The sequence below is a fragment of the Pseudomonas sp. SDO5532_S415 genome, from assembly GCF_054071155.1.
In genome coordinates, this window is the sequence record NZ_JBSVWS010000057.1 from 1 (window position 1) to 23,456 (window position 23,456).

The following is a 23,456-nucleotide window of genomic DNA, read 5'->3' on the forward strand; positions in this document are numbered from 1 at the left end:
GATGGCGCGGACTGAATGTGGGAGCGAGCCTGCTCGCGAAGGGGCCGGTGCAGACACCACAAAACCCAGGCATAAAAAAAGGCCACCCGAAGGTAGCCTTTAAAAAACTAGAGAGGTTTTTTACTTACACGGCCGCAACAGGGCGCATGTAAGAGATCGGTGCAGTGCTGGCATCTTCGAACGTCACGACTTCCCAGGCATCTGTCTGCTCAATCAACTTGCGCAGTAGCTGGTTGTTCAGTGCGTGGCCGGACTTGAAGCCCTTGAACTCACCAATCAGGCTATTGCCCAGCAGGTAGAGGTCACCAATTGCATCGAGGATCTTGTGCTTCACGAATTCGTCTTCGTAGCGAAGACCGTCTTCGTTCAGTACACCATCCGCGTCGACCACGATGGCGTTTTCAACGCTGCCGCCGAGTGCGAGGTTGTGCTTGCGCAGGTACTCGATGTCACTCATGAAACCAAAGGTACGGGCGCGGCTGACTTCTTTTACGAACGAAGTGCTGGAAAAATCCACGCTTGCACTTTGTGTGCGGTCACGGAAAACCGGGTGATCGAAATCGATCTCGAAGCTCACCTTGAAACCTTCGAAAGGGACGAAAGTGGCGCGCTTGTCGCCGTCTTCCACTGTCACTTCCCGCAGGATACGGATGAACTTCTTGGCGGCGTCCTGTTCTTCCAGGCCAGCCGACTGAATCAGAAATACGAAGGGTCCAGCGCTGCCATCCATGATCGGGACTTCGGACGCGGAGAGCTCGACGTAGGCGTTATCGATGCCCAGGCCAGCCATGGCCGAGAGCAAGTGCTCCACCGTATCCACCTTCACGTCACCGTTGACCAGCGTCGTCGACATGGTTGTCTCGCCGACGTTGGCCGCACGAGCCGGAATCTCGACCACGGGATCGAGGTCGGCACGGCGAAAGACGATGCCGGTGTCGATCGGCGCAGGCTTGAGGGTCAGGTAAACCTTCTCCCCGGAGTGCAGACCTACACCTGTGGCACGGATAATATTTTTCAGTGTGCGTTGTTTAATCATGGCTTGGGCCGCTTCAGCGCAAATTGCGAACTGGTATCAACAAAGGCTGGCGATGATAGCAGACCACGCCTTTGCTGAACACCAATCACCTTCATAGCCCTGATACATTTCATCAATCGGCCTGACGACGCAGGAAAGCCGGGATGTCCAGGTAGTCCAGATCATCCTGCGGATTCATCTTCGCGGCAGTCGCAGCACCGGCCTGGGCCTGGTTGCGCATGACGGTCGGACGGTCCAGGTCACGGTAGTTCACCGCTGGAGCTTCCTGACGAACAGGGGCTTGCTGTTGCGGCTGGGAAGCCATCGAGGTGTGAACGGTATTGTCGATGACCTTCACAGGTTTCTCGATTTTAGCGCCCAGACCGGTCGCCACCACAGTCACGTGCAGCTCGTCGCGCATGTCCGGATCGATAACGGTACCGACCTTGACCATGGCGTGCTCGGAAGCGAAGGCTTCGATGATGCTACCCACGTCGGAGTACTCACCCAGGGACAGGTCAGGACCGGCGGTGATGTTCACCAGGATGCCACGTGCGCCTTGCAGGTTCACGTCTTCGAGCAACGGGTTACGGATGGCCGCTTCAGTCGCTTCACGCGCACGGTTCGGACCGCTGGCGCAGCCAGTGCCCATCATCGCCATGCCCATTTCGCTCATCACGGTGCGTACGTCGGCAAAGTCGACGTTGATCATGCCCGGACGCTTGATGATGTCGGAGATACCGCGAACGGCACCGGCCAATACATCGTCAGCCTTGGCGAAAGCCGACAGCAGGCTGGCGTCCTTACCGAGGATGGTCAGCAGCTTCTCGTTGGGAATGGTGATCAACGAGTCGACGCTTTCCGACAGCAGGCGGATGCCTTCGTCGGCGAGCTGCATGCGTTTGCGACCTTCGAACGGGAACGGACGGGTCACCACCGCAACGGTGAGGATCCCCATTTCCTTGGCCACTTCAGCAATGATCGGCGCAGCACCGGTACCGGTACCACCACCCATGCCGGTGGTGATGAACACCATGTTGGTGCCCTGCAGGACTTCGGCAATGCGCTCACGGTCTTCGAGAGCGGCCTGACGACCTACTTCAGGGTTGGCACCGGCGCCCAGACCTTTGGTCACGCTGGTACCCAGTTGCAGGATGGTCCGCGCGCTGATGCTCTTGAGCGCCTGGGCATCAGTGTTGGCGCAGATGAACTCAACGCCTTCAATGTTGCTCTTGACCATGTGATTCACGGCGTTGCCGCCGCCACCGCCAACACCGATAACTTTAATAACCGGGCTTGCGGGGATGTTGTCTACGAGTTCGAACATTTTCCCTCTCCTTTACGTTCTCTAGTTTTTTCGCCTACTGCTTTTGCTGCCTGCCGCTCTTACTGCTCTTGCTCTGCTCTTGCTCTTGCTCTGCTCTTGCCGCTTGAAGCTTGTGGCTTGAAGCTGCTTCTTAAAAATTGCCCTGGACCCAGCTCTTGATGCGATCGAGCAAGGCGCCTTTCGGTTCTTCGTTGCTGTAGCTGTCGCGGCTGCCGATACCCGAGAACGAAATGCCGTCGGATTGCTTCTGCAGGCCGTACATCAACAGGCCGACACCGGTGGAATAAATCGGGTTGCGGATCACGTCATCGAGGCCTTTCACGCCGTGTGGCACGCCCAAGCGCACCGGCATGTGGAAGATTTCCTCGGCAAGTTCGGTAGCGCCTTCCATCTTCGAGGTACCGCCGGTCAGCACGATGCCGGCCGGGATCAGGTCTTCGTAGCCACTGCGGCGCAGTTCGGCCTGGATCAGCGTGAACAGCTCGTCGTAACGCGGCTCGACCACTTCGGCCAGGGCCTGACGGGACAGCTCGCGCGGCGGACGGTCGCCAACGCTTGGCACCTTGATGGTTTCGCCGGCGCCGGCCAGTTTGGCCAGGGCGCAGGCGTAGCGGATCTTGATTTCTTCGGCGTACTGGGTCGGGGTGCGCAACGCCATGGCGATGTCGTTGGTCACCTGATCGCCCGCAATCGGGATCACCGCGGTGTGACGGATCGCGCCTTCGGTGAAGATCGCGATGTCGGTGGTGCCGCCACCGATGTCCACCAGGCACACGCCCAGCTCTTTCTCGTCATCGGTCAGCACCGAGTAAGCGGACGCCAGTTGTTCGAGAATGATGTCGTCGATTTCCAGACCGCAGCGACGCACGCATTTCTCAATGTTCTGAGCGGCGTTGACGGCGCAGGTGACCACATGAACCTTGGCTTCCAGACGTACGCCGGACATGCCCAGAGGCTCGCGGACACCTTCCTGGTTATCGATCACGTAATCCTGCGGCAGGGTGTGCAGCACGCGCTGGTCCGCCGGAATCGCCACGGCCTGGGCAGCGTCGAGGACGCGTTCGAGGTCGGCGGAGCTGACTTCGCGATCACGAATCGCCACGATGCCGTGGGAGTTCAGGCTGCGGATGTGATTACCGGCCACGCCCACGAACGCCGAGTGGATACGGCAACCAGCCATCAGCTGCGCTTCTTCAATGGCGCGCTGGATCGACTGCACGGTGGACTCGATGTTCACCACCACGCCCTTCTTCAGGCCGCGGGACGGGTGCGTACCGATCCCGACGATATCGAGCGTGCCATCGTCCGCGACCTCGCCTACCAACGCCACCACCTTGGAGGTGCCGATATCGAGACCGACGATCATTTTGCCGCTTTGCACGTTTGCCATGGGTCCTGCCTCTCTTAATTCTTCGCGACAGCGGGTACGGCTGTCGTCGGCGCTACAGGTTCCCGCCAGCCAACAGCGAGGCCGTTGGCGTAGCGCAGATCGATGCGCGCAATGTTCGTAATCTGTTCTTTGAGCGTCTTGTCATAGATGGCAATGAAACGGCGCATCTTCTCTACCAGGTTGCCGCGTCCCAGCAGCAGCTCGATTCCGGGGCCCGCACTACCGGGGCCAGTGGTCAGGAACCAGCTGCCTCGTTCACGCAATTCCAGGCGTGCAATCGAGAAGCCCAGCGGCCGGAGCATCTGGCTCAGTACCTGGTATTGCTGCATCACTTGCTGTTGAGCCCGCTGTGGGCCGAACAGTTGTGGCAGGTGTTCGTAATTGGCCAGTTCACGCGGGGTGAACGCCTGCCCCTGGTTGTTCAACAGCGATTCGTCGCCCCAACGGGCCACCGGCAGTTGTTCTTCCAGGCGGATCACCACTTGATCCGGCCATACCCGACGCACTTCGGCGTGGGCAATCCATGGCATCTGTTCCAGCTCGGTGCGCATGCTCGCCAGGTCGATGGTGAAGAAGCTCGACGCCACATACGGGGCGATTCGCTGTTGCACCGCTTGCTGGCTGATGTAGCTCAAGTCGCCCTGCACGTTGATTTTGGTGATCGGCCGGTCGGCGTACGGCAGCAAACGCTGCGCGCCTTCGTAAGTACCGAACCCCAGTGCAACCAACAGCACTGGCCAGAACAGGCTTTTCAGAAAACCAAAATTGGCTTTCGGCAGGCGCGCGGACATCGGCTCTTTGGCCACCATTCGGCTGGCACCCCGCGGCACCGGCTTGCGACCGGGTGCGGATGGCTGATGACGTAGCTGTGCGCCTTGCATCGTTTTATCCTCGCGCCTCAATGCTTGCTGCCAGGATCGCCAGAACCAGTTGCTGGAAATCCAGGCCGGCGGCACGGGCCGCCATTGGCACCAGACTGTGATCGGTCATGCCCGGTGCGGTGTTGACCTCCAGGAACCAGAACTGCCCGTCGGCGTCCTGCATCACGTCCGCCCGGCCCCAACCGGCGATACCCAGCGCCTCACAGGCTTTCGCCGTGAGATCCATGAGTTCCTTTTCCTTGACGCTGTCCAGGCCACACGGAATGCGGTACTGGGTATCGTTGGCGATGTACTTGGCGTCGTAGTCGTAGAAGCTGTGCGTCGTGCCCAGGGCAATCGGTGGCAACACCTGGTCACGCAGGGTGGCGATGGTGAACTCCGGACCTTGAATCCATTGCTCGACCAACACTTGCGAATCGTAGGTACTGGCCGCTTTCCAGGCGTCGATCAACTCGGACGCGGAAGTCACTTTGGCCATCCCGATACTTGAACCTTCATGGGCCGGTTTGACGATCAAAGGCATGCCCAGTTCCGCTGCCGCGCAAATACAGTCGGCTTCGCTGCTCAACACGGCGTGACGAGGCGTCGGAATACCCAGGCTGTGCCAGACCTGCTTGGTGCGCAGCTTGTCCATGGCCAGCGCCGACGCAAGGATGCCGCTGCCGGTGTAAGGAATGCCCAGGCATTCGAGCAGGCCCTGCATGCTGCCGTCTTCACCGCCACGACCGTGGAGGATGATGAAGGCGCGGTCGATTTTTTCGCTCAGCAAACGCTGCAGCAGGTCATCGCCCACGTCGAGACCGAACGCATCCACACCCGCGCTTTGCAGCGCATCGAGAACGGCGTTGCCCGACTTCAGGGACACTTCGCGCTCGGCGCTCTTGCCACCGAACAGCACGGCGACCCGGCCGAAGTCTTTCGGCGCGACAGTGGAGACGAGGTTGGCGTAGGCAGCAGTCATTTCAACTTCCCCTCGACCGGCGCAGCCACGGCGCCGGCGAACAACTCACTTTTCAACAGTTTCGGTGCGAGACCGCCGATATCACCGGCGCCCTGGCACAGCAGAATGTCGCCGGCGCGCAGCAGCGGCTTGACCACCGGCGCGAGATCGACACCCCGCTCGATGTAGATCGGGTCGAGCTGGCCGCGCTGGCGGATGCTGTTGCACAGCTTGCGGCTGTCGGCACCCGGGATCGGCTCTTCGCCGGCTGGATAGACTTCCATCAACAGCAGCACGTTGGCGTCGGCCAGTACATTGACGAAGTCGTCATACAGATCGCGGGTACGGCTATAGCGGTGCGGCTGATAGACCATCACCAACCGGCGCTCCGGCCAGCCACCGCGCACGGCCTTGATCACCGCCGCGACTTCGGTCGGGTGGTGGCCGTAGTCGTCGACCAGCATCACATTGCCGCCGTCTACCGGCAGTTCGCCGTAGACCTGGAAGCGTCGGCCGACGCCCTGGAACCCGGACAGGCCCTGGACGATGGCTTCATCGCTGACGCCTTCGTCGGTGGCGATGCAAATGGTCGCCAGTGCGTTGAGCACGTTGTGGTTACCCGGCATGTTCACCGAGACATCCAGCGGCTCGCGATCCGGACGCAGCACGGTAAAGAAGGTCTGCATGCCCTGCTGGCGGACATTGATGGCGCGTACGTCGCAGTCTTCGCCAAAGCCATAGGTGACGGTCGGACGCTTGACCTGCGGCAGGATTTCACGCACCACCGGATCGTCCAGGCACACCACGGCCAGACCGTAGAACGGCAGGTTGTGGAGGAACTCGACGAAGGTTTTCTTCAGTTTGTTGAAGTCACCGTCGTAGGTCGCCATGTGATCAGCGTCGATGTTGGTGACCACGGCCACCAGCGGCTGCAGATGCAGGAAACTGGCATCGCTTTCGTCAGCCTCGGCGATCAGGTAACGGCTGGTGCCGAGCTGGGCATTGGTGCCCGCGGCATTCAGACGGCCACCGATGACGAAGGTCGGGTCCAGGCCACCGGCGGCAAACACCGAAGCGATCAGGCTGGTGGTGGTGGTTTTGCCATGGGTACCGGCGACGGCGATGCCGTGGCGATAGCGCATCAGCTCGGCCAGCATTTCTGCACGCGGCACCACGGGGATGCGGCGCTCCAGCGCGGTGGCAACTTCCGGGTTGGACGTGTTCACGGCACTCGACACCACCAGCACGTCGGCCGCGGCAGCGTTTTCGGCGCGGTGACCGATGAAAATCTGCGCGCCGAAGGATTCCAGGCGCTCGGTGACCGGCGATGCTTTCAGGTCGGAACCGGACACTTCATAGCCCAGGTTCAGCAACACTTCGGCAATCCCGCACATGCCCACGCCGCCGATTCCGACGAAGTGGATGCGACGGATGCGGCGCATTTCCGGTTGTGGCATGGCTTTCTTGTTCTCAACCATGGGCCACCTCCAGGCAGGTATCGACCACGTTACGGGTGGCATCGGGTTTGGCCAGGCGGCGGGCCGCGGTGGCCATATCATTGAGTCGTTGCGGTTGCATCAGGACCTCTGTCAGGCGAGCGGCAAGATCCGCTGCGCCAGTCGTTCTTTGCGGCATCAGGAAGGCTGCGCCTTCGCGGGCCAAATAATCGGCGTTGCGGGTCTGGTGATCGTCGATCGCATGGGGCAAGGGCACCAGCATCGAGGGCAGACCGGCGGCAGCCAGTTCGCTGATGGTCAGCGCGCCTGCGCGACATACCACCAGGTCGGCCCAGCCATAGGCTTGGGCCATGTCTTTGATGAAAGGCTGCACTTGCGCCTCGACGCCAGCCGCGCGATAGCGCTCTGAAGTCACTCCATCGTGGTTTTTGCCGGCCTGATGGAACACGTCCGGGCGCAAGTCGGCGGCGACTTGCGACAGGGCTTCAGGCAGCAACTTGTTCAACGGCTCTGCACCCAGGCTTCCGCCCAGGATCAGCAAACGCGCCTTGCGACCGACCAGGGCTGGTCGCGGTGTTTCGAGGAACAGCTCGGTGCGCACCGGGTTACCGGTGGTCCGACGGCTGTTCGACAGGGTAAAGGTGTCGGGAAACGCTTCACAGACCCGGGCGGCCAACGGCACCAGCAGCCGATTGGCGGTACCGGCCACGGCGTTCTGCTCATGAACGATCACCGGCACACCGGCCAGTTTGGCGGCGACACCGCCAGGACCGGTCACATAACCACCAAAGCCGACCACGCAGACCGGCCGCAACCGACGAATGATCGCCCGCGCCTGCCAGACCGACTTGAGCAACATGAACGGCGCCTTGAGCAGGGACAACTTGCCCTTGCCACGCAGACCGCTGGCGTGAATCCGGTGCAGCTCGATGCCGGCCGCCGGAACCAGGTCGTTCTCGATGCCGCGCGGCGTGCCGAGCCAGTGCACGGAATAACCGCGGGACTGGAACTCGCGGGCACAGGCCAGCGCCGGGAACACGTGGCCACCGGTACCGCCGGCCATGATCAATACATTAGCGCCCATGGTTCGGCTCCTCGGCGAAGTCGCTCTCATGGAATTCCATCTCTTCACTGCCCAGGTGGGTTCGACTCTCCCACTCGATGCGCAGCAGCAAGCCGAGACAGGCGCAGCAGATCACCAACGAACTGCCGCCATAACTGAGAAACGGCAAGGTCAGCCCCTTGGTCGGCAGCAGCCCGACGTTCACCCCGATGTTGATCAGGAACTGACCAATCCACAGGAATGACAAGCCGTAGGCCACATAGGCGGCAAAAAACTGCTTGGCCTTCTCGGCCCACAATCCGATGTACATGCCGCGAATACAGACAAAGACGAACAGCGCGACCGTGCACAGCGAACCCACGGCACCCAGTTCTTCGGCAAGGACCGAGAACACGAAGTCGGTGTGGGCTTCCGGCAGATAGAATTGTTTCTGCACGCTGTTACCCAGGCCAACGCCCAGCCATTCGCCGCGACCGAAAGCGATCAAGGCTTGAGACAACTGATAACCGGCACCGAACTGGTCGGCCCACGGATCGGCGAAGTTGGTCAGGCGCGCCATTCGATACGGCTGCATTTGAATCAACAACACCACCGCACCGACCGCCAGCACCACCATCAAGGAAAAGCGGAACAGCCCGACCCCGCCGAGGAACAGCATCGCCGCGGCAGCCCCCATCATCACGACGGTGGCACCGAAGTCCGGCTCCATCAGTAGCAGGCCCGCCATCGGCAGCAGAACGATGAACGGCTTGAAGAACCCCATCCAGCTCTCACGCACTTCTTTCTGACGGCGCACCAGATAGCCGGCGAGGTAAATCACCACGAACACCTTGGCGATTTCGGAAGGTTGTACGTTGAAGAAGCTGAAGCCGATCCAGCGCATCGAACCGTTCACTTCACGACCGATCCCCGGAATGATCACCATCACCAGTAACCCGAAGGCACCCAGCAGCATCAGCCAGCCCAGGCGTTGCCAGGTGGCGATCGGAATCATCATGGTGACAATGCAGGCACCCAGGCCCAGCACGACATAAATGAGGTGGCGAATCATGTAATACAGGGGACTGCCCGATTGTACGGCCGCCACTTCGGTCGACGCCGAGGCAATCATGATCAGCCCCAGGCCGAGCAGCGACAGGCATCCGACGAGCATCGGAAAGTCGAGATCGATACCGCGTCCGGTGATGAGCGGCGATGGATACGGCTTGATGATGCCCCTGAGGCTCATGCCAGATCCTCCACGGCGCGGACGAACTGGTGACCACGGTCTTCGTAGTTCTTGAACATGTCGAAGCTGGCACAGGCCGGCGACAGCAGGACCACGTCACCCGCTTGAGCGGCGGCGCGGCACTGCTCCACGGCTTCGACCAGCGAGCCGACGCGGATCAACGGCACGGCATCGCCGATGGCATCGCCGATCTTGTCGGAGTCACGGCCCATCAGAATGACGGCGCGGCAGTTGGCCGCCACCGGACCGCGCAGGTCCTTGAACTCGGCACCCTTGCCGTCGCCACCAGCGATCAGCACGATCTTGCCGTCGATGTCCGCGCCCAGGCCTTCGATGGCTGCCAGGGCGGCACCCACGTTGGTGGCTTTGGAGTCGTTGTAATAGCCCACGCCGTCCAGGTCACGCACCCACTGGCAGCGGTGCTCGAGACCGGCGAAATTGCGCAACGCCGACAGCATGGCGTCGAACGGCAGGCCGACAGCGTGGCCCAGCGCCAATGCCGCCAGGGCGTTGGACTGGTTGTGGGCGCCGCGAACTTTCAGCTCACGCACCGGCATCAGGTTCTGGAACTCGAAGGCCAGGTATTTCTCGCCGCCTTCTTCGCGGATACCGAAGGCCTTGAAGTCAGGCTTGTTCAGGCCGAAGGTCCAGCAAGGCTGGCCCTCGCCCATCAGCGGCCGGCTCAGGGCATCCTGGCGGTTGACCACGAACTGCTTCGCGCCACGGAAAATCCGGTGCTTGGCCAGGTGATAGGCCGGCAGGCCGCTGTAGCGGTCCATGTGGTCTTCGCTGATGTTGAGTACGGTCGCGACTTCGGCGTTGAGCTGATCGGTGGTTTCGAGCTGGAAGCTCGACAGTTCCATCACGTACAGCTCGATATCGTCGCGTAGCAAGTCCAGCGCCGGCGTACCGAGATTACCGCCGACGGCGACACGCTTGCCGGCCGCAGCCGCCATCTCGCCAACCAGGGTGGTCACGGTGCTTTTCGCGTTGGAACCGCTGATCGCCACGATCGGTGCCTTCGCGTTACGCGCGAACAGCTCGATATCGCCGGACAGGTTCACGCCACGGGCAGCGGCAGCCTGCAGGGCCGGGGTCGCCAGCGCCAGGCCGGGGCTCACGTAGAGCTCGTCGGCACGGCACAGGAATTCGACGTCCAGCTCGCCACAACGCACTTCCACGTGCGGATAGTCACGCTTGAGCGTGGCCAGTTCCGGTGGATTTTCCCGCGTATCGGCCACGGCAAACGCCACGCCCCGGTTCGCCAGGAAGCGAACCAGGGACATGCCGCTCTTGCCGAGGCCGACAACGATGCGGAAGTGGTCAGAAGCGATCAGAGACACGTGTTTCTACCTCAGCTTCAGAGTGGCAAGGCCAATCAGCACGAGAATCACGGTGATGATCCAGAAACGGACGATCACGCGCGGCTCGGGCCAGCCCTTGAGTTCAAAGTGGTGATGAATCGGCGCCATGCGGAATACGCGGCGACCGGTCAGCTTGAAGGACGCCACCTGAATGACGACCGACAGGGTTTCCATCACGAACACACCGCCCATGATGAACAGGACGATTTCCTGACGGACGATCACGGCAATGGTGCCCAGGGCCGCGCCCAGCGCCAGTGCTCCGACGTCACCCATGAAGACTTGCGCCGGGTAGGTGTTGAACCACAGGAAGCCCAGCCCCGCACCGATCAGCGCGCCGCAGAACACGATCAATTCACCGGCGCCCGGTACGTAAGGAATGAGCAGATATTCGGCGAATTTCACGTTACCCGACAGGTAGCAGAAAATCCCCAGGCCACCGCCGACCATCACGGTCGGCATGATCGCCAGGCCGTCGAGACCATCGGTCAGGTTGACCGCGTTGCTCGAACCGACGATCACGAAATAGGTCAGGACGATGAAGCCTGCACCCAACGGAATGCTGTAGTCCTTGAGCATTGGCAGGATCAGGGTGGTTTCAACCGGCGTCGCGGCGGTCATATAAAGGAAGATCGCCGCGCCCAGGCCGAACACCGACTGCCAGAAATATTTCCAGCGGCTCGGCAAGCCGCGGGAGTTCTTCTCGATCACCTTGCGGTAGTCATCGACCCAGCCAATGGCGCCGAACAGCAGGGTCACCAGCAGCACGACCCAGACATAACGGTTGGTCAGGTCAGCCCACAACAGGGTACTGACGCCAATGGAAGACAGAATCAACGCGCCGCCCATGGTCGGGGTGCCCGACTTGGACAGGTGCGATTGCGGGCCATCGTTACGAACGGACTGGCCGATCTGACGGTTCTGCAGGGTGCGGATCATCCACGGGCCATAGCACAGCGACAAAACCAGCGCGGTCAGTACACCGAGAATCCCGCGCAGGGTCAGGTACTGGAAGACCGCGAAGCCTTTGTAGAACTGTTGCAGATACTCCGCTAGCAGCAGCAGCATTAATGTTTCTCCAGACTGGTCCCGCACAAAGCGGCGACGATGTTTTCCATCGCAGCGCTGCGCGAGCCCTTGATCAAAATAGTGGTGTTTGTGTCTTGCTCGGCGCCCAAGGCCTTGATCAGCTCAGCCTGCGTGCTGAAGTGAAAAGCCTGTGGGCCGAAGGCGTTGACGGCGTGAAGCATCATTGGCCCGACCGCGTACAGCGCAGAAACCTTGCCCCGGGCGTACTCGCCCACGTCGCGATGCCCCTGCTCCGCCCAATCGCCCAACTCGCCGATATCTCCGAGCACCAGAACGGTGCGGCCGGAAAAGCCGGCCAGTATATCAACGGCGGCGCACATGGAGGTGGGGTTCGCGTTGTAAGTGTCATCGATCACGCGCATGCCATTGCTGGCCAGTTGCGCGACGGTGCGCCCCTTGACCGGCTGCACCGCGCCCAGGCCCGTGGCGATGCCGAACAGCGACACCCCCAACGCATGGGCGGCGGCCGCAGCCGCCATGGCATTGGCAACGTTATGGGTGCCGAGCAGATTCAACTGAACGCGCTCCACACCTTCGGGTGCATGCAGATTGAACGCCGGGCAGCCACGCGCGTCGGTGGTCAGATCGCTGGCATGGAAATCTGCGCGGCTGTTGCTCAGGGCAAACGTCAGCACCTTGCGGCCGGCTGCGCGTTTCTTCCAGATCTCGAACGCCTTGTCATCCAGATTGAGTACGGCGACGCCATCGGCATCCAGCCCTTCAATGATCTCGCCCTTGGCTTCGACGATTTTTTCCGGCCCGCCGAACTCGCCAACGTGGGCAGTCCCGGCATTGTTGAGAATGGCCACGTGGGGCTTGGTCATGGCGACGGTGTAGGCAATTTCACCCAGGCGCGATGCACCCAGTTCGATCACGGCGGCAGTGTGTTCCGGCGCCAGTTCCAGCAGGGTCAGCGGAACGCCGAGGTCGTTATTCAAATTGCCACGGGTGGCCAGTACCGGACCGCGGGTACGCAGGATGCTCGCGAGCATTTCCTTGACCGTGGTCTTGCCGCTGGACCCCGTGACGGCTGCAACCGGCTGAATGAATGCCGAACGATTCAGTGCGCCCAGTTTCCCCAATGCCTGACGGGTGTCGCCTACCAGCAATTGCGGCAAGCTGCTGCCGGCGACTTCGCGCTCGACCAGTGCCGCCACGGCGCCTTTGGCCGCCACGTCATTGAGATAGTCATGACCATCGAAACGCGGACCGGCCAAAGCGATAAACAGCTGGCCCGGCTTGATGGCGCGACTGTCGATGCTGGCACCGTCGAAGCTGGCATCGGTACCGATCAAACGGGCGCTCAATGCGCCGGTCAGTTCGCTGAGTTTCAAGGCTTTAAGCATGGGCTACCTCCCACACGGTCAAGGCATGATCGGCCTCGACCAGATCAGAGAAGGCATGACGCTCGCCGTTGATTTCCTGATAGTCCTCGTGACCTTTTCCAGCCAGCACGATCACGTCGTCGGCCGACGCTCCAGCAATCAGCTGGGCAATCGCCTGGCCACGTCCGGCAACGAAAGTGACTTTGTCCACAGCCGTGAAACCGGCGCGGATGTCGTCGAAAATGATCGCTGGATCTTCGGTACGCGGGTTGTCGTCGGTGACCAGCACGCCGTCGGCCAATCGCTCGACCACTTCGGCCATCAGCGGACGCTTGCCGCGATCGCGGTCGCCGCCGCAGCCGAACAGGCACAGCAAGCGACCTTTGACGTGTGGGCGCAAGGCAGACAGGACTTTTTCCAGGGCGTCCGGGGTGTGGGCGTAATCGACGACTACCAACGGCTGGGTACCACCGCCGAGGCGCTGCATGCGACCGGCCGGGCCTTCGAGCTTCGGCAACACTTTAAGAATTTCGTCCAGTGGGTAGTCCAGGCCGAGCAAGGCGCCAATGGCGGCCAACACGTTGCTCAGATTGAAACGACCGAGCAAGGTGCTGCGCAGGTGGTGCTCGCCCTGCGGCGTGACCAGCGTGGCGCGCACCCCTTCGTCGTCGAACTGCGCTTCGCGGCAATACAGGTAAGCGCTTTTGTCGAGCAGGCTGTAGGTGATCAAGCGCGACTCACGCTTGTCGGCGGCCAGTTGCCGACCGAAATCGTCGTCGAGGTTCACCACCCGACATTTCAAATCGTTCCAGGCGAACAGCTTGGCCTTGGCTTCGCCATAAGCGTGCATGGTGCCGTGATAGTCCAGGTGATCGCGGGACAGGTTGGTCATCACCGCCACATCGAACGCCAGCGCGGTGACCCGGCCCTGGTCCAGGCCATGGGACGACACTTCCATGGCCACCGCTTTGGCGCCGGCCTTTTTCAAGTCGCCAAGGGTCGCTTGCACGGCAATCGGATTCGGCGTGGTGTGCAGGCCGCTTTCCAGCGCGCCGTAGAAACCGGAACCCAGGGTGCCGACGATGCCGCAGTGCTGGCCAAGCAGGTCCAGCGCCTGGGCCACCAGTTGGGTCACGCTGGTCTTGCCGTTGGTCCCGGTCACACCGATCAGGTTCAGGTGATGACTGGGTTCGCCATAAAAACGTCCGGCGATATCCGACAGCTGCGCCGCCAGGCCCTTGACCGGAATCAATGGCACATCGGTGATCGGCAGCACGGTGGTGCCTTCCACTTCATAAGCTACGGCAGCGGCACCGCGCTGCAATGCATCGCCGATATGCGAGCGGCCGTCGAACCTGCCGCCCGGCACTGCGAGAAACAGGTCACCGGCGCGCACGTTGCGGCTGTCGAGTGCCAACTCACGGATCAACAGATCGTGACCGGCGTGGGGGAATATCTTGTTCAGACTTAATGACATCAGCCGCGCCCTCCATTGGCTTTCAGCGGAACGACCGGGGTGGCGTTGGCTTGTTGAACAGGTGGCAAATTGTCCGGGGTTACGTTCATCAGGCGCAGGGTGCCGGACATCACTCGGCTGAACACCGGCGCCGAAACCAGACCACCGAAGTAACCAGCCTTGGTCGGCTCATCGATGACGACCACGATGGCGTAACGCGGATCGCTCATCGGACCGAACCCGGCAAACAGCGAGCGGTAGGAATTCTCGGCATAACCTTTGGTGCCGACCGAGGTTTTACGCGCAGTACCGGACTTGCCGCCCACGTGATAGGCCGGCACCTGCGCACGGAATACGCCGCGCGGAGCCTCGATCACCTGTTGCAGCATGGTCTGCATGGTTTTCGCGACCGTTTCCGGCAACACCTGCGTGGTTTGCGGTGTTTTATCGGTTTTGATCAGTGTCAGCGGTGCGAGGCGGCCATTGTTGGCCAGGGCCGAGAAGGCATGCACCAGCTGGATCGCCGTCACCGAAATACCGTAGCCGTAGGACAACGTGGCCGTCTCGGCCTTGCGCCACTCGCGGTAGTTCGGCAGGTTGCCGACGCGCTCGCCCGGGAAGCCGAGACCCGTGTCCTGGCCGAGGCCAAGTTTTTGCGCCAGGCGGAAAATGGTTTCACCGCCGATATCGAACGCAACCTTACTCATGCCGACGTTACTGGAATTGATCAGGATGCCGGTCATATCCAACACCGGACCTTCCGTCTTGGAGACGTCCTTGATGGTGTATTTCCCGATCTGCAAAGTGCCCGGATACACCTCGACACTGTCGGTCGGCTTCCAGCGCCCGGTTTCGATGGCGGCGCTCATGGAAATCGCCTTCATGGTCGAACCCGGCTCGAATACGTCGATCATCGCGCGGTTACGCATCATCGCCGGTTGCAGGTTACGGCGGTTATTCGGGTTGTAGGTCGGCTGGTTGACCATGGCGAGGATTTCGCCGGTCTTCACATCCATGATCACCAGGCTGCCGGCCTTGGCGCCGTTCTCGATGATTGCGTTGCGCAGTTCGCGGTTCGCCAGATATTGCAGGCGCAGGTCAATGGACAACGCCAAGGGCTTTCCGGCCTTGGCGTTTTTGGTGACCTGGACATCCTTGATCAGCCGGCCGCGCCGGTCCTTGATGACCTGTCGTTTGCCGGGGACTCCAGCAAGCCATTCCTCATAGGCCAGTTCGACACCTTCTCGACCATGGTCATCGATGTCGGTAAAACCCACCATGTGGGCGGTGACTTCACCGGCCGGATAGAAACGGCGAAACTCTTCGATGCCGTAAACTCCCGGCACTTTCAAGTCGAGCACAGCCTGACCCTGCTCAGGCGTCAGCCCGCGCACCAGGTAAATGAATTCTTTATTGGCCTGGGCTTCGAGACGCTCGGCCAGGGCTTTCGGGTCTTGCCCCAGCGCAGCAGCCAGCGCCGGCCACTTTTCCTTGGCCAGCTGCATTTCCTTGGCGTTGGCCCACAGGGTAGTCACCGGCGTACTGACGGCCAGAGGCTCGCCGTTACGGTCGGTGATCAGACCACGGTGAGCCGGAATCGGAATGTGACGAACGCTGCGCGCGTCACCCTGACCTTTGAGGAAGTCACGGTCGACCACTTGCAGATCGATAATGCGCCAGGCGATCGCCGCCACCATGACACCGAGCAGACCCAACACCAGGCGAAACCGCCAGGGAAAGAGTGCGCCTTCGAGTTTCATCATGGCGCCACCATCTGCACTTCGGCGGCACCGGGAATGCGCATTTTCAGTTGTTCAGTGGCCAGCACTTCGATACGGCTATGGGCCGTCCAGGTGCTCTGCTCAAGAATCAATCGGCCCCACTCGGCCTGGGCCTTGTCGCGCACGCTCAACTCGTTGTACAGCGAATTCAGCAGCTGACGATTCCAGTGGGCGCTGTAGGACACGCCGATGGCAGACATGAGCACGCCAACGAACAGCAGCAGCATGAAAAAGCTTCCGCCGGGCAGTGGCTTGGCGAAAAGCTTGCTCACCGCAGCTTCTCCGCCACACGCATGACAGCGCTACGGGAACGTGGGTTGGCCTTGAGTTCGGCGTCGGAGGCCGTCTGCGCTTTGCCATGGACTTTGATTTTCGGTTCGAAGGCGACATGCCGAACCGGCAGGTTGCGCGGCAGGTTGTCGGCTTCGCCTTTCACCAGCTTGCGCATGAACAGTTTGACGATACGGTCTTCGAGGGAGTGGAAGCTGATTACCACCAGACGGCCGCCCACTTCCAGGCAGTCGAGAGCGGCTTCGAGGCCGGCTTCCAGATCGCCCAGTTCGTTGTTTACGTGAATACGCAGGCCCTGGAACGCACGGGTAGCAGGGTTCTTGCCCTTTTCCCAGGCCGGGTTGGCGACTTTCAACACTTCAGCCAGATCGGCGGTGCGCTCGAACGGCTTGATGTCGCGACGCTCGGCCACGGCACGGGCCATGCGCCCGGAAAAACGCTCTTCGCCGTATTCCTTGAACACCCGGGCGATTTCTTCCACCGGTGCGCTGTTGACGAACTCCGCCGCACTGATCCCGCGGGATGGGTCCATGCGCATGTCCAAAGGACCGTCGTTGAGGAAGCTGAAGCCGCGCTCAGGATCGTCGAGTTGTGGCGAAGACACACCGAGGTCGAGCAAAACGCCGCTGACCTTGCCGTGCAGACCACGCTCTGCGACTTCGGATCCAAGCTCTGCAAAGCTGCGCTGCACAACGACAAAGCGGCCGTCTTCGGCCGCTAGCGTCTGCCCGGTGGCAATCGCTTGAGGATCTTTGTCGAATCCGAGCAACCGACCATCAGGACCGAGCCGGCTGAGAATCATCCGGCTATGCCCGCCGCGCCCGAACGTGCCATCCAGATAGCAGCCATCAGGACGTACGGCGAGAGCCTCGACGGCTTCGTCAAGCAGTACGGTGATGTGGTTAAAGCCGCTATCAATAGTCACAGGATCAAATCACGCAGTTCATCAGGCATGGCGCCCGGTTGTTGAATAGCAGCCAGGTCGGCGGCAGAAACCGCATTCCAGGCATCCTCGTCCCACAATTGGAACTTGTTCAGTTGGCCTACCAACATCGCGCGCTTATCCAACTTGGCATATTCACGAAGACGCGGCGGAACCAGAAAACGACCACTGCCATCGAGCTCGAGGTCGACGGCATTACCAATCAGTAAACGTTGCAGGCGGCGGTTCTCTTCGCGAAGCGAAGGCAGTGCGCGCAGTTTGGTTTCAATAATTTCCCACTCATCGAGGGGGTAAACACACAAACACGGATCAACGGCATCAATTGTGACGATCAACTGACCGGAACTACGCGAAACGAGCTCGTCACGGTACCGGCTCGGCATGGCGAGACGGCCCTTTGCATCGAGACTGATAGCGTTGGCTCCGCGAAACACGTCAGCGTTTCTCCAAATATTAGCGTTTTGCGCTCAAAAAACCCACTTCATGCCACTTTCCGCCACTTGCGCACACTATAGGAATGCGCCCACCACACCGTCAAGGCGCGGATTAAAGGAAAACCCTTACAGAACTGAGATTTAGGAGCATAAAAGGAGGGGTAACGAGAATCCGGCAGATGCATTCGCCCAATAACTTGAATCAGCACAGAAGGCTGCGTTCGAAAGTTAAAGTGATTTATTAAGAGTAAGATTTTTTCGGTATTACGAAAGTGCTTATGCCGACGTTTTGAAAGGGGGAGAAATCGGGTACCGCATGGAGTTTATGCGTTCGTTACCAGAGCAGGCCAATCGATATCACAAAACGCCTTCTATCGTGATCTGCACGAAGGGAAATGGCGATCACCGCCCCCGCTCAAATGATTTAAGCAGAGGGTAGAAAAAAGGTGGAGAGTCGATCTGTAAGCCGGGTTCTGTCTTGAACAGTCATTCGTCTACGATGGCCATCACTGGACATCTTTAGCAACCTACCCGGTCCCAGCGCGGGCCACGCCTTGGGACCCTATTTGGTCTTGCTCCAAGTGGGGTTTACCTAGCCACGAACTGTTGCCAGACGTGCGGTGCGCTCTTACCGCACCTTTTCACCCTTACCGGCGCCGAAGCGCTTAGGCGGTTATTTTCTGTGGCACTTTCCGTAGGCTCACGCCTCCCAGGCATTACCTGGCACTTCGCCCTATGGAGCCCGGACTTTCCTCCCCCCCCTAATTTTCATAGAGGGCAGCGACTGTCCGATCGACTCTCCGCCGCGAAGGTTAACGGCAGAGCGCCCGAAGAACAAGCGATAAACGCCTTCAGCCACGCCTGCGCGTCGGGTTTTACTCGCCCTTCTGTTTATCCAGCGCAACTTGATAGAGCACATTCTTGCGCTCACCGGTAATTTGCGCCGCCAATGCCGCAGCACGCTTGAGCGGCATTTCCTCGAGCAAGAGGTTGAGGATGCGCATCGCTTCGCTGCTGACAGCGTCCTCGCTCTCGGGAGCCGACCAACCTGCCACCAGCACTACGCACTCGCCGCGCTGCTGATTACTGTCCGACTCGACGAACTGGCGCAACTCGGCCAGTGGCAAGCCCTTGAGGGTTTCGAATGTCTTTGTCAGCTCGCGCGCCAGCAATGCGGGGCGATCGGCGCCGAACACCAGCTCCATGTCTTGCAGACATTCAAGGATGCGGTGCGGGGCTTCGTAAAAGATCAGCGTGCGCGGCTCTTCCTTTATCGCCTCAAGACGAGCGCGTCGTCCCACCGCCTTGGCCGGCAGGAAGCCTTCAAAGATGAAACGATCCGACGGCAGGCCGGCCGCCGACAATGCAGCAACCAATGCACAGGCGCCCGGAACCGGCACCACATTGATCCCGGCCGCACGGGCCTGACGCACCAGGTGATAACCCGGATCGGAAATCAGCGGCGTTCCGGCATCGGAGATCAGCGCCACATCGTCACCCGCGAGCAAGCGGGTAATGAAGCGACTACCTTCATCGCGCTCGTTGTGCTCATGGCACGCCGCCAGTGGCGTAGGGATGCCGAAATGCTGCATCAAGCGCTGGGAGTGCCGGGTATCTTCGGCAGCGATCAATGCGACCTCGCGCAGGATCTTCAGCGCGCGCGCACTGATGTCATCCAGGTTGCCGATGGGCGTCGCCACCACATAAAGCGAGCCAGCAGCGGAATTCAAAGCACCTGGAGCAGTCAAAGCGCACACCTCATGATCGATAAAGCCGCCATTGTAACGCGTAGCGACGCTGGCGATATGTGCAAGCACCATCAGGTTTTGCAGCTGTTTGTGCCGCATCGCAACATTTACACCAGCTAAATTGATCGATTCACGCCAGCAACATCGCGCCCCGGCCAGCGCTTGGGTACAATTCCACGCTAATTTGATCGAGTATCAGGAACACTTACATGATCGCTTGCCTGCGGCTGTTCACTGCCCTCTGCCTCGCTGCCTTGCTGGCGGCTTGCGCCAGCTCGCCCTCCTCCAGCCTTGGCGAACTCCCACGGACCCCGGACGCCAGTATCGAGCAACTGCTTGAAAAGGCCGCCCAAAGCAAATCGCCGGAAGACGCCGCCTTGCTGCGCCTGAGCGCAGCAGACCTGGCCTACCGCCAGGGCAACGCCGCCCAATCCGCGCAGATCCTGCAGCAAGTGCCCGTGGAGCAACTCAAGCCCGGCCAGCAGGTATTCGCCAACACGCTGGCCGCCGAATTGGCCATGACCCGTAACCAGCCGAAAGCTGCACTGACCGCCTTGAGCCATCCGAGCCTGCAGCGCCTGGGGGAATTGCCGGAAGAGCAACAGGTCCGCACTGGCACCGTCCGTGCTCGCGCACTTGAAGCCGATGGCCAGACCCTGGCTGCCGCCCGGGAACGCATCTTCATCGCTCCGATGCTCAGCGGCGAAGCCGCCGGCAAAAACCACGAAGCCATCTGGGTACTGATCGCCTCGCTACCGACCGACCAACTGCAACCAGGCACCGCCGATGACCTCGGCGGCTGGATGGCCCTGGCTCTGGCGGTAAAAACTGCCGGCACCCTGGAACAGCAGCAGGCCGCCATCGACAACTGGCGCAAGCAGAACCCGAAACACCCAGCCGCCGTTCAATTGCCGCTGCCACTGACCAAACTCAAGGAACTGGCCAGCCAGCCCCTGAGCAAGATCGCCCTGCTGCTGCCGCAAGACGGCCAGCTGGCCTCGGTCGGCAAAGCATTGCGCGAAGGTTTCATGGCCGCTCACTACCAGGCCCAACAAGCCGGACAGCAACCACCCGCCATCGAATTCTATGACAGCTCACGCCTGACCTCCCTCGACGAGTTCTATCGCAAGGCGCAGGCCGATGGCGTGCAACTGGTCGTCGGCCCGCTGGAGAAGCCGCTGGTCAAACAGCTGAGCACTCGCCCGCAATTGCCGATCACGACCCTGGCACTGAACTACAGCGAAGGTGAACAAGGTCCGGCGCAACTGTTCCAGTTTGGTCTTGCAGCCGAAGACGAAGCCCGTGAAGTGTCCCGCCGCGCCCGCGCCGACGGTCTGCATCGCGCAGCCATCATGGTGCCGAAAGGCGAATGGGGCGACCGCGTACTGCGGGCGTTCAGCCAGGACTGGCAAGCCAATGGCGGCAGCATCGTTGCCACCGAACGCGTCGACCAGCCGGTTCAGTTGGCCCAGCAGATTGCCGACATGTTCCAGCTGCGCCAGAGCGAAGGTCGCGCCAAGAGCCTGCAAAGCACGGTAGGTTCGCAAGTCGCCGCTCAGCCTTCCCGTCGTCAGGACATCGAGTTCATCTTCCTGGCCGCCACGCCGCAACAGGCTCAGCAGATCAAACCGACCCTGAACTTCCAGTACGCGGGCGATGTTCCGGTTTACGCCACGTCCCACGTGTTCAGCGCCAGCGGCGACGTGAACCAGTACAACGACATGAACGGTATTCGCTTCTGCGAAACCCCATGGCTTCTGGATGCCAATGATCCACTGCGCAAACAGGTCACGGCACAATGGCCTCAAGCCGCCGGCAGCCTGGGTCGCCTGTACGCAATGGGTGTCGATGCCTATCGCCTGGCACCACGCCTGGGGCAACTCAAGGCCCTGCCGGACAGCCGCATCGAGGGTCAATCGGGCAGCCTGGGCATGACGCAGAACCAGCGCGTCGTGCGTCAGTTGCCATGGGCCGAGTTCATCAACGGTCAGGTTCAACGCCTGCCGGACACTTCGCGCTGATGCCTGACAGGTCACGCCAGCAAAGCGGTAAGGATGCCGAGCGCCAGGCGCTCGAGCATCTTCAACAACAGGGTCTGCGCCTGCTGGCGCAGAACTGGTTGTGTAAACGCGGCGAGCTTGATCTGGTCATGCTAGATGGCGATACAGTAGTATTCGTTGAAGTTCGCTACAGAAAAAACACTCAATGGGGTGGCGCGCTCGATAGCATCGATGAGCGCAAACGGCAGAAACTGATTTTTGCCGCGCAGTATTTTCTTCAGCGCGAGTCGCGCTGGGCCAATTCCCCTTGCCGTTTCGACGTGGTTGCCATTGATAGCGACCTCGATCAGTTGAACTGGTTACAGAATGCCTTCGACAGCTGATCGCTTGCACCCCGAACCGGATAACACCCAACACTTTTGCTCTTTGTTTTGCGGGCTGCACATTCACGTGCCGGACAGCCGCGCTCATTAAGGTCACACAGATGGACATGCAATCCCGAATTCGCCAGCTTTTTCAGGCCAGTATCGACACCAAGCAACAGGCGATGGAAGTACTTGCACCGCACATCGAGCAAGCCAGCCAGGTCATGGTCAACGCCCTGCTCAATGAAGGCAAAATGCTTTCCTGTGGCAATGGTGGCTCCGCCGGCGACGCCCAGCACTTCTCCTCCGAGCTGCTCAACCGCTTCGAGCGTGAGCGTCCGAGCCTGCCCGCCATTGCGTTGACCACCGACAGCTCGACGATCACCTCGATCGCCAACGACTACAGCTACAACGAAGTGTTCTCCAAGCAGATCCGTGCCCTCGGCCAACCGGGGGATGTCCTGCTGGCAATTTCCACCAGCGGTAACTCGGCGAACATTATTCAAGCGATCCAGGCCGCACATGATCGCGAAATGATTGTCGTAGCATTGACCGGTCGCGATGGCGGCGGCATGGCGTCGCTGCTATTGCCCGAGGACGTGGAGATTCGCGTACCGGCCAACGTCACCGCACGTATTCAGGAAGTCCACCTGCTGGCGATCCATTGCCTTTGCGATTTGATCGACAGCCAACTGTTCGGGAGTGAAGAATGACCCCTAATCGCCTCGGCCTACTGGCCCTGACCCTGTGCCTCGGCATCAGCGGCTGCACCTCGGTGGTTAAAGCCAGCCGCGAAGCACCGATTGAAGATGACCGTGGCACCCGCACCTTCGGCAGCAAGATCGACGACTCCCTGATCGACACCAAGGTTGGCGTAAATGTCGCCAAGGCCGACCCGGCACTGGATAACGACTCGCACATCGTCGTCACCAGCTTCAACGGCGTCGTGCTGCTCGCCGGCCAAACACCGCGCGCAGACCTCAAGGCCAAGGCCGAACAGGCTGCTGCCGCTGTCCAGCGCGTGAAGACGGTGCATAACGAACTGCAAGTGCTGCCGCCTTCTTCGCTGCTGGCACGCCAGAACGACACCTGGCTGACCACCAAGATCAAGACCCAGATGCTCGCAGACCCGAACATCCCCGGCTCGCGCATCAAGGTTGTCACCGAGAACGGCATCGTCTACCTGCTGGGTTTGCTGACCAAACAGGAAGCGGCTCAGGCGACCAATCTGGTGCAGGGTGTTTCCGGTGTTCAGAAGATCGTGAAGCTGTTTGAGTACATCGACTGAGATGCGCCTGCAGGAGCGAGCTTGCTCGCGAAAAACGTTCTGATATTGCGTTCATTCAGACAGCTAGCACC

At 60.7% G+C, this 23,456-nt stretch carries 21 protein-coding genes and 1 other RNA gene; 4 read left to right on the top strand and 18 right to left on the bottom strand.

The window, feature by feature from the left end; genetic code table 11:
• Positions 1-124: 124 nt before the first annotated feature.
• From lpxC to rsmI, 18 genes are all read right to left on the bottom strand, one after another.
• Positions 125-1,036 carry a UDP-3-O-acyl-N-acetylglucosamine deacetylase gene (gene lpxC / locus ACW9HW_RS14840; protein ID WP_027619572.1) on the bottom strand — a complete coding sequence of 304 codons (912 nt, stop codon included), beginning with the start codon at positions 1,034-1,036 and terminating at the stop codon, positions 125-127.
• Between the two features lie 112 nt (positions 1,037-1,148).
• Positions 1,149-2,342 carry a cell division protein FtsZ gene (gene ftsZ, locus ACW9HW_RS14845; RefSeq protein ID WP_095193000.1) on the bottom strand — a complete coding sequence of 398 codons (1,194 nt, stop codon included), beginning with the start codon at positions 2,340-2,342 and terminating at the stop codon, positions 1,149-1,151.
• Between the two features lie 130 nt (positions 2,343-2,472).
• Positions 2,473-3,732: a cell division protein FtsA gene (gene ftsA, locus ACW9HW_RS14850; protein WP_095192999.1), complete on the bottom strand. Its 1,260-nt coding sequence runs from the start codon at positions 3,730-3,732 to the stop codon at positions 2,473-2,475.
• A gap of 14 nt (positions 3,733-3,746) precedes the next feature.
• Entirely contained in the window at positions 3,747-4,613 is an 867-nt protein-coding gene (locus ACW9HW_RS14855; protein WP_095192998.1) for a cell division protein FtsQ/DivIB, read from the bottom strand.
• A 4-nt stretch (positions 4,614-4,617) separates the two neighbouring features.
• A complete protein-coding gene (locus tag ACW9HW_RS14860) occupies positions 4,618-5,574 on the bottom strand; it encodes a D-alanine--D-alanine ligase (protein WP_095192997.1) in 957 nt (318 codons plus the stop codon).
• On the bottom strand, positions 5,571-7,031 hold the full coding sequence (murC, locus tag ACW9HW_RS14865; protein ID WP_095192996.1) for a UDP-N-acetylmuramate--L-alanine ligase: 1,461 nt from the start codon (positions 7,029-7,031) through the stop codon (positions 5,571-5,573). The genes ACW9HW_RS14860 and murC overlap by 4 nt, the downstream gene beginning before the upstream one ends.
• Positions 7,024-8,094: an undecaprenyldiphospho-muramoylpentapeptide beta-N-acetylglucosaminyltransferase gene (gene murG / locus ACW9HW_RS14870; protein ID WP_457400524.1), complete on the bottom strand. Its 1,071-nt coding sequence runs from the start codon at positions 8,092-8,094 to the stop codon at positions 7,024-7,026. Before murG ends, murC begins: the two co-directional genes overlap by 8 nt.
• Positions 8,084-9,301 (bottom strand): putative lipid II flippase FtsW, encoded by a 1,218-nt coding sequence (gene ftsW, locus ACW9HW_RS14875; RefSeq protein ID WP_095192994.1) that lies wholly within the window; start codon positions 9,299-9,301, stop codon positions 8,084-8,086. Before ftsW ends, murG begins: the two co-directional genes overlap by 11 nt.
• The gene (gene murD / locus ACW9HW_RS14880) at positions 9,298-10,644 is read right to left on the bottom strand and encodes a UDP-N-acetylmuramoyl-L-alanine--D-glutamate ligase (RefSeq protein ID WP_095192993.1); all 1,347 of its coding nucleotides are present in this window, start codon (positions 10,642-10,644) and stop codon (positions 9,298-9,300) included. Before murD ends, ftsW begins: the two co-directional genes overlap by 4 nt.
• A gap of 6 nt (positions 10,645-10,650) precedes the next feature.
• The gene (mraY, locus tag ACW9HW_RS14885) at positions 10,651-11,733 is read right to left on the bottom strand and encodes a phospho-N-acetylmuramoyl-pentapeptide-transferase (RefSeq protein ID WP_008016698.1); all 1,083 of its coding nucleotides are present in this window, start codon (positions 11,731-11,733) and stop codon (positions 10,651-10,653) included.
• Complete coding sequence (locus ACW9HW_RS14890) at positions 11,733-13,100, bottom strand: UDP-N-acetylmuramoyl-tripeptide--D-alanyl-D-alanine ligase (RefSeq protein WP_457400526.1); 1,368 nt, start codon at positions 13,098-13,100, stop codon at positions 11,733-11,735. Before ACW9HW_RS14890 ends, mraY begins: the two co-directional genes overlap by 1 nt.
• On the bottom strand, positions 13,093-14,556 hold the full coding sequence (locus ACW9HW_RS14895; RefSeq protein ID WP_457400527.1) for a UDP-N-acetylmuramoyl-L-alanyl-D-glutamate--2,6-diaminopimelate ligase: 1,464 nt from the start codon (positions 14,554-14,556) through the stop codon (positions 13,093-13,095). The genes ACW9HW_RS14890 and ACW9HW_RS14895 overlap by 8 nt, the downstream gene beginning before the upstream one ends.
• Positions 14,556-16,295 (bottom strand): peptidoglycan D,D-transpeptidase FtsI family protein, encoded by a 1,740-nt coding sequence (locus ACW9HW_RS14900; RefSeq protein WP_170948635.1) that lies wholly within the window; start codon positions 16,293-16,295, stop codon positions 14,556-14,558. The genes ACW9HW_RS14895 and ACW9HW_RS14900 overlap by 1 nt, the downstream gene beginning before the upstream one ends.
• A complete protein-coding gene (gene ftsL, locus ACW9HW_RS14905) occupies positions 16,295-16,588 on the bottom strand; it encodes a cell division protein FtsL (RefSeq protein ID WP_095192989.1) in 294 nt (97 codons plus the stop codon). Before ftsL ends, ACW9HW_RS14900 begins: the two co-directional genes overlap by 1 nt.
• Positions 16,585-17,532 (bottom strand): 16S rRNA (cytosine(1402)-N(4))-methyltransferase RsmH, encoded by a 948-nt coding sequence (rsmH, locus tag ACW9HW_RS14910; RefSeq protein ID WP_371917507.1) that lies wholly within the window; start codon positions 17,530-17,532, stop codon positions 16,585-16,587. Before rsmH ends, ftsL begins: the two co-directional genes overlap by 4 nt.
• The gene (mraZ, locus tag ACW9HW_RS14915; RefSeq protein ID WP_003205355.1) at positions 17,529-17,984 is read right to left on the bottom strand and encodes a division/cell wall cluster transcriptional repressor MraZ; all 456 of its coding nucleotides are present in this window, start codon (positions 17,982-17,984) and stop codon (positions 17,529-17,531) included. Before mraZ ends, rsmH begins: the two co-directional genes overlap by 4 nt.
• A 446-nt stretch (positions 17,985-18,430) precedes the next feature.
• An RNA gene (rnpB, locus tag ACW9HW_RS14920) (RNase P RNA component class A) lies at positions 18,431-18,784 on the bottom strand.
• A gap of 75 nt (positions 18,785-18,859) precedes the next feature.
• Positions 18,860-19,732, bottom strand: a complete 873-nt coding sequence (gene rsmI / locus ACW9HW_RS14925; RefSeq protein WP_095193286.1) for a 16S rRNA (cytidine(1402)-2'-O)-methyltransferase — start codon at positions 19,730-19,732, stop codon at positions 18,860-18,862.
• A 209-nt stretch (positions 19,733-19,941) separates the two neighbouring features.
• Here rsmI and ACW9HW_RS14930 point away from each other — a divergent pair, with 209 nt between their 5' ends.
• The 4 genes from ACW9HW_RS14930 (at position 19,942) to ACW9HW_RS14945 (ending at position 23,385) form a co-directional block, all read left to right on the top strand.
• The gene (locus ACW9HW_RS14930) at positions 19,942-21,753 is read left to right on the top strand and encodes a penicillin-binding protein activator (RefSeq protein ID WP_095192988.1); all 1,812 of its coding nucleotides are present in this window, start codon (positions 19,942-19,944) and stop codon (positions 21,751-21,753) included.
• A complete protein-coding gene (locus tag ACW9HW_RS14935; RefSeq protein WP_095192987.1) occupies positions 21,753-22,115 on the top strand; it encodes a YraN family protein in 363 nt (120 codons plus the stop codon). The genes ACW9HW_RS14930 and ACW9HW_RS14935 overlap by 1 nt, the downstream gene beginning before the upstream one ends.
• A 101-nt stretch (positions 22,116-22,216) precedes the next feature.
• Positions 22,217-22,810 carry a phosphoheptose isomerase gene (locus tag ACW9HW_RS14940; RefSeq protein ID WP_095192986.1) on the top strand — a complete coding sequence of 198 codons (594 nt, stop codon included), beginning with the start codon at positions 22,217-22,219 and terminating at the stop codon, positions 22,808-22,810.
• The gene (locus tag ACW9HW_RS14945; RefSeq protein WP_095192985.1) at positions 22,807-23,385 is read left to right on the top strand and encodes a BON domain-containing protein; all 579 of its coding nucleotides are present in this window, start codon (positions 22,807-22,809) and stop codon (positions 23,383-23,385) included. The genes ACW9HW_RS14940 and ACW9HW_RS14945 overlap by 4 nt, the downstream gene beginning before the upstream one ends.
• Positions 23,386-23,456 lie beyond the last annotated feature (71 nt).

Bases quoted from the DNA above. Each gene is read 5' to 3' on its own strand.
- ftsA (WP_095192999.1), bottom strand. From the start codon at position 3,732: ATGGCAAACGTGCAAAGCGGCAAAATGATCGTCGGTCTCGATATCGGC.
- lpxC (WP_027619572.1), bottom strand. From the start codon at position 1,036: ATGATTAAACAACGCACACTGAAAAATATTATCCGTGCCACAGGTGTA.
- ACW9HW_RS14895 (WP_457400527.1), bottom strand. From the start codon at position 14,556: ATGTCATTAAGTCTGAACAAGATATTCCCCCACGCCGGTCACGATCTG.
- murG (WP_457400524.1), bottom strand. From the start codon at position 8,094: ATGGGCGCTAATGTATTGATCATGGCCGGCGGTACCGGTGGCCACGTG.
- ftsZ (WP_095193000.1), bottom strand. From the start codon at position 2,342: ATGTTCGAACTCGTAGACAACATCCCCGCAAGCCCGGTTATTAAAGTT.
- ACW9HW_RS14860 (WP_095192997.1), bottom strand. From the start codon at position 5,574: ATGACTGCTGCCTACGCCAACCTCGTCTCCACTGTCGCGCCGAAAGAC.
- murC (WP_095192996.1), bottom strand. From the start codon at position 7,031: ATGGTTGAGAACAAGAAAGCCATGCCACAACCGGAAATGCGCCGCATC.
- ACW9HW_RS14900 (WP_170948635.1), bottom strand. From the start codon at position 16,295: ATGAAACTCGAAGGCGCACTCTTTCCCTGGCGGTTTCGCCTGGTGTTG.
- ACW9HW_RS14940 (WP_095192986.1), top strand. From the start codon at position 22,217: ATGGACATGCAATCCCGAATTCGCCAGCTTTTTCAGGCCAGTATCGAC.
- ACW9HW_RS14890 (WP_457400526.1), bottom strand. From the start codon at position 13,100: ATGCTTAAAGCCTTGAAACTCAGCGAACTGACCGGCGCATTGAGCGCC.
- ACW9HW_RS14945 (WP_095192985.1), top strand. From the start codon at position 22,807: ATGACCCCTAATCGCCTCGGCCTACTGGCCCTGACCCTGTGCCTCGGC.
- ftsW (WP_095192994.1), bottom strand. From the start codon at position 9,301: ATGAGCCTCAGGGGCATCATCAAGCCGTATCCATCGCCGCTCATCACC.
- mraY (WP_008016698.1), bottom strand. From the start codon at position 11,733: ATGCTGCTGCTGCTAGCGGAGTATCTGCAACAGTTCTACAAAGGCTTC.
- ACW9HW_RS14930 (WP_095192988.1), top strand. From the start codon at position 19,942: ATGATCGCTTGCCTGCGGCTGTTCACTGCCCTCTGCCTCGCTGCCTTG.
- ACW9HW_RS14855 (WP_095192998.1), bottom strand. From the start codon at position 4,613: ATGCAAGGCGCACAGCTACGTCATCAGCCATCCGCACCCGGTCGCAAG.
- ACW9HW_RS14935 (WP_095192987.1), top strand. From the start codon at position 21,753: ATGCCTGACAGGTCACGCCAGCAAAGCGGTAAGGATGCCGAGCGCCAG.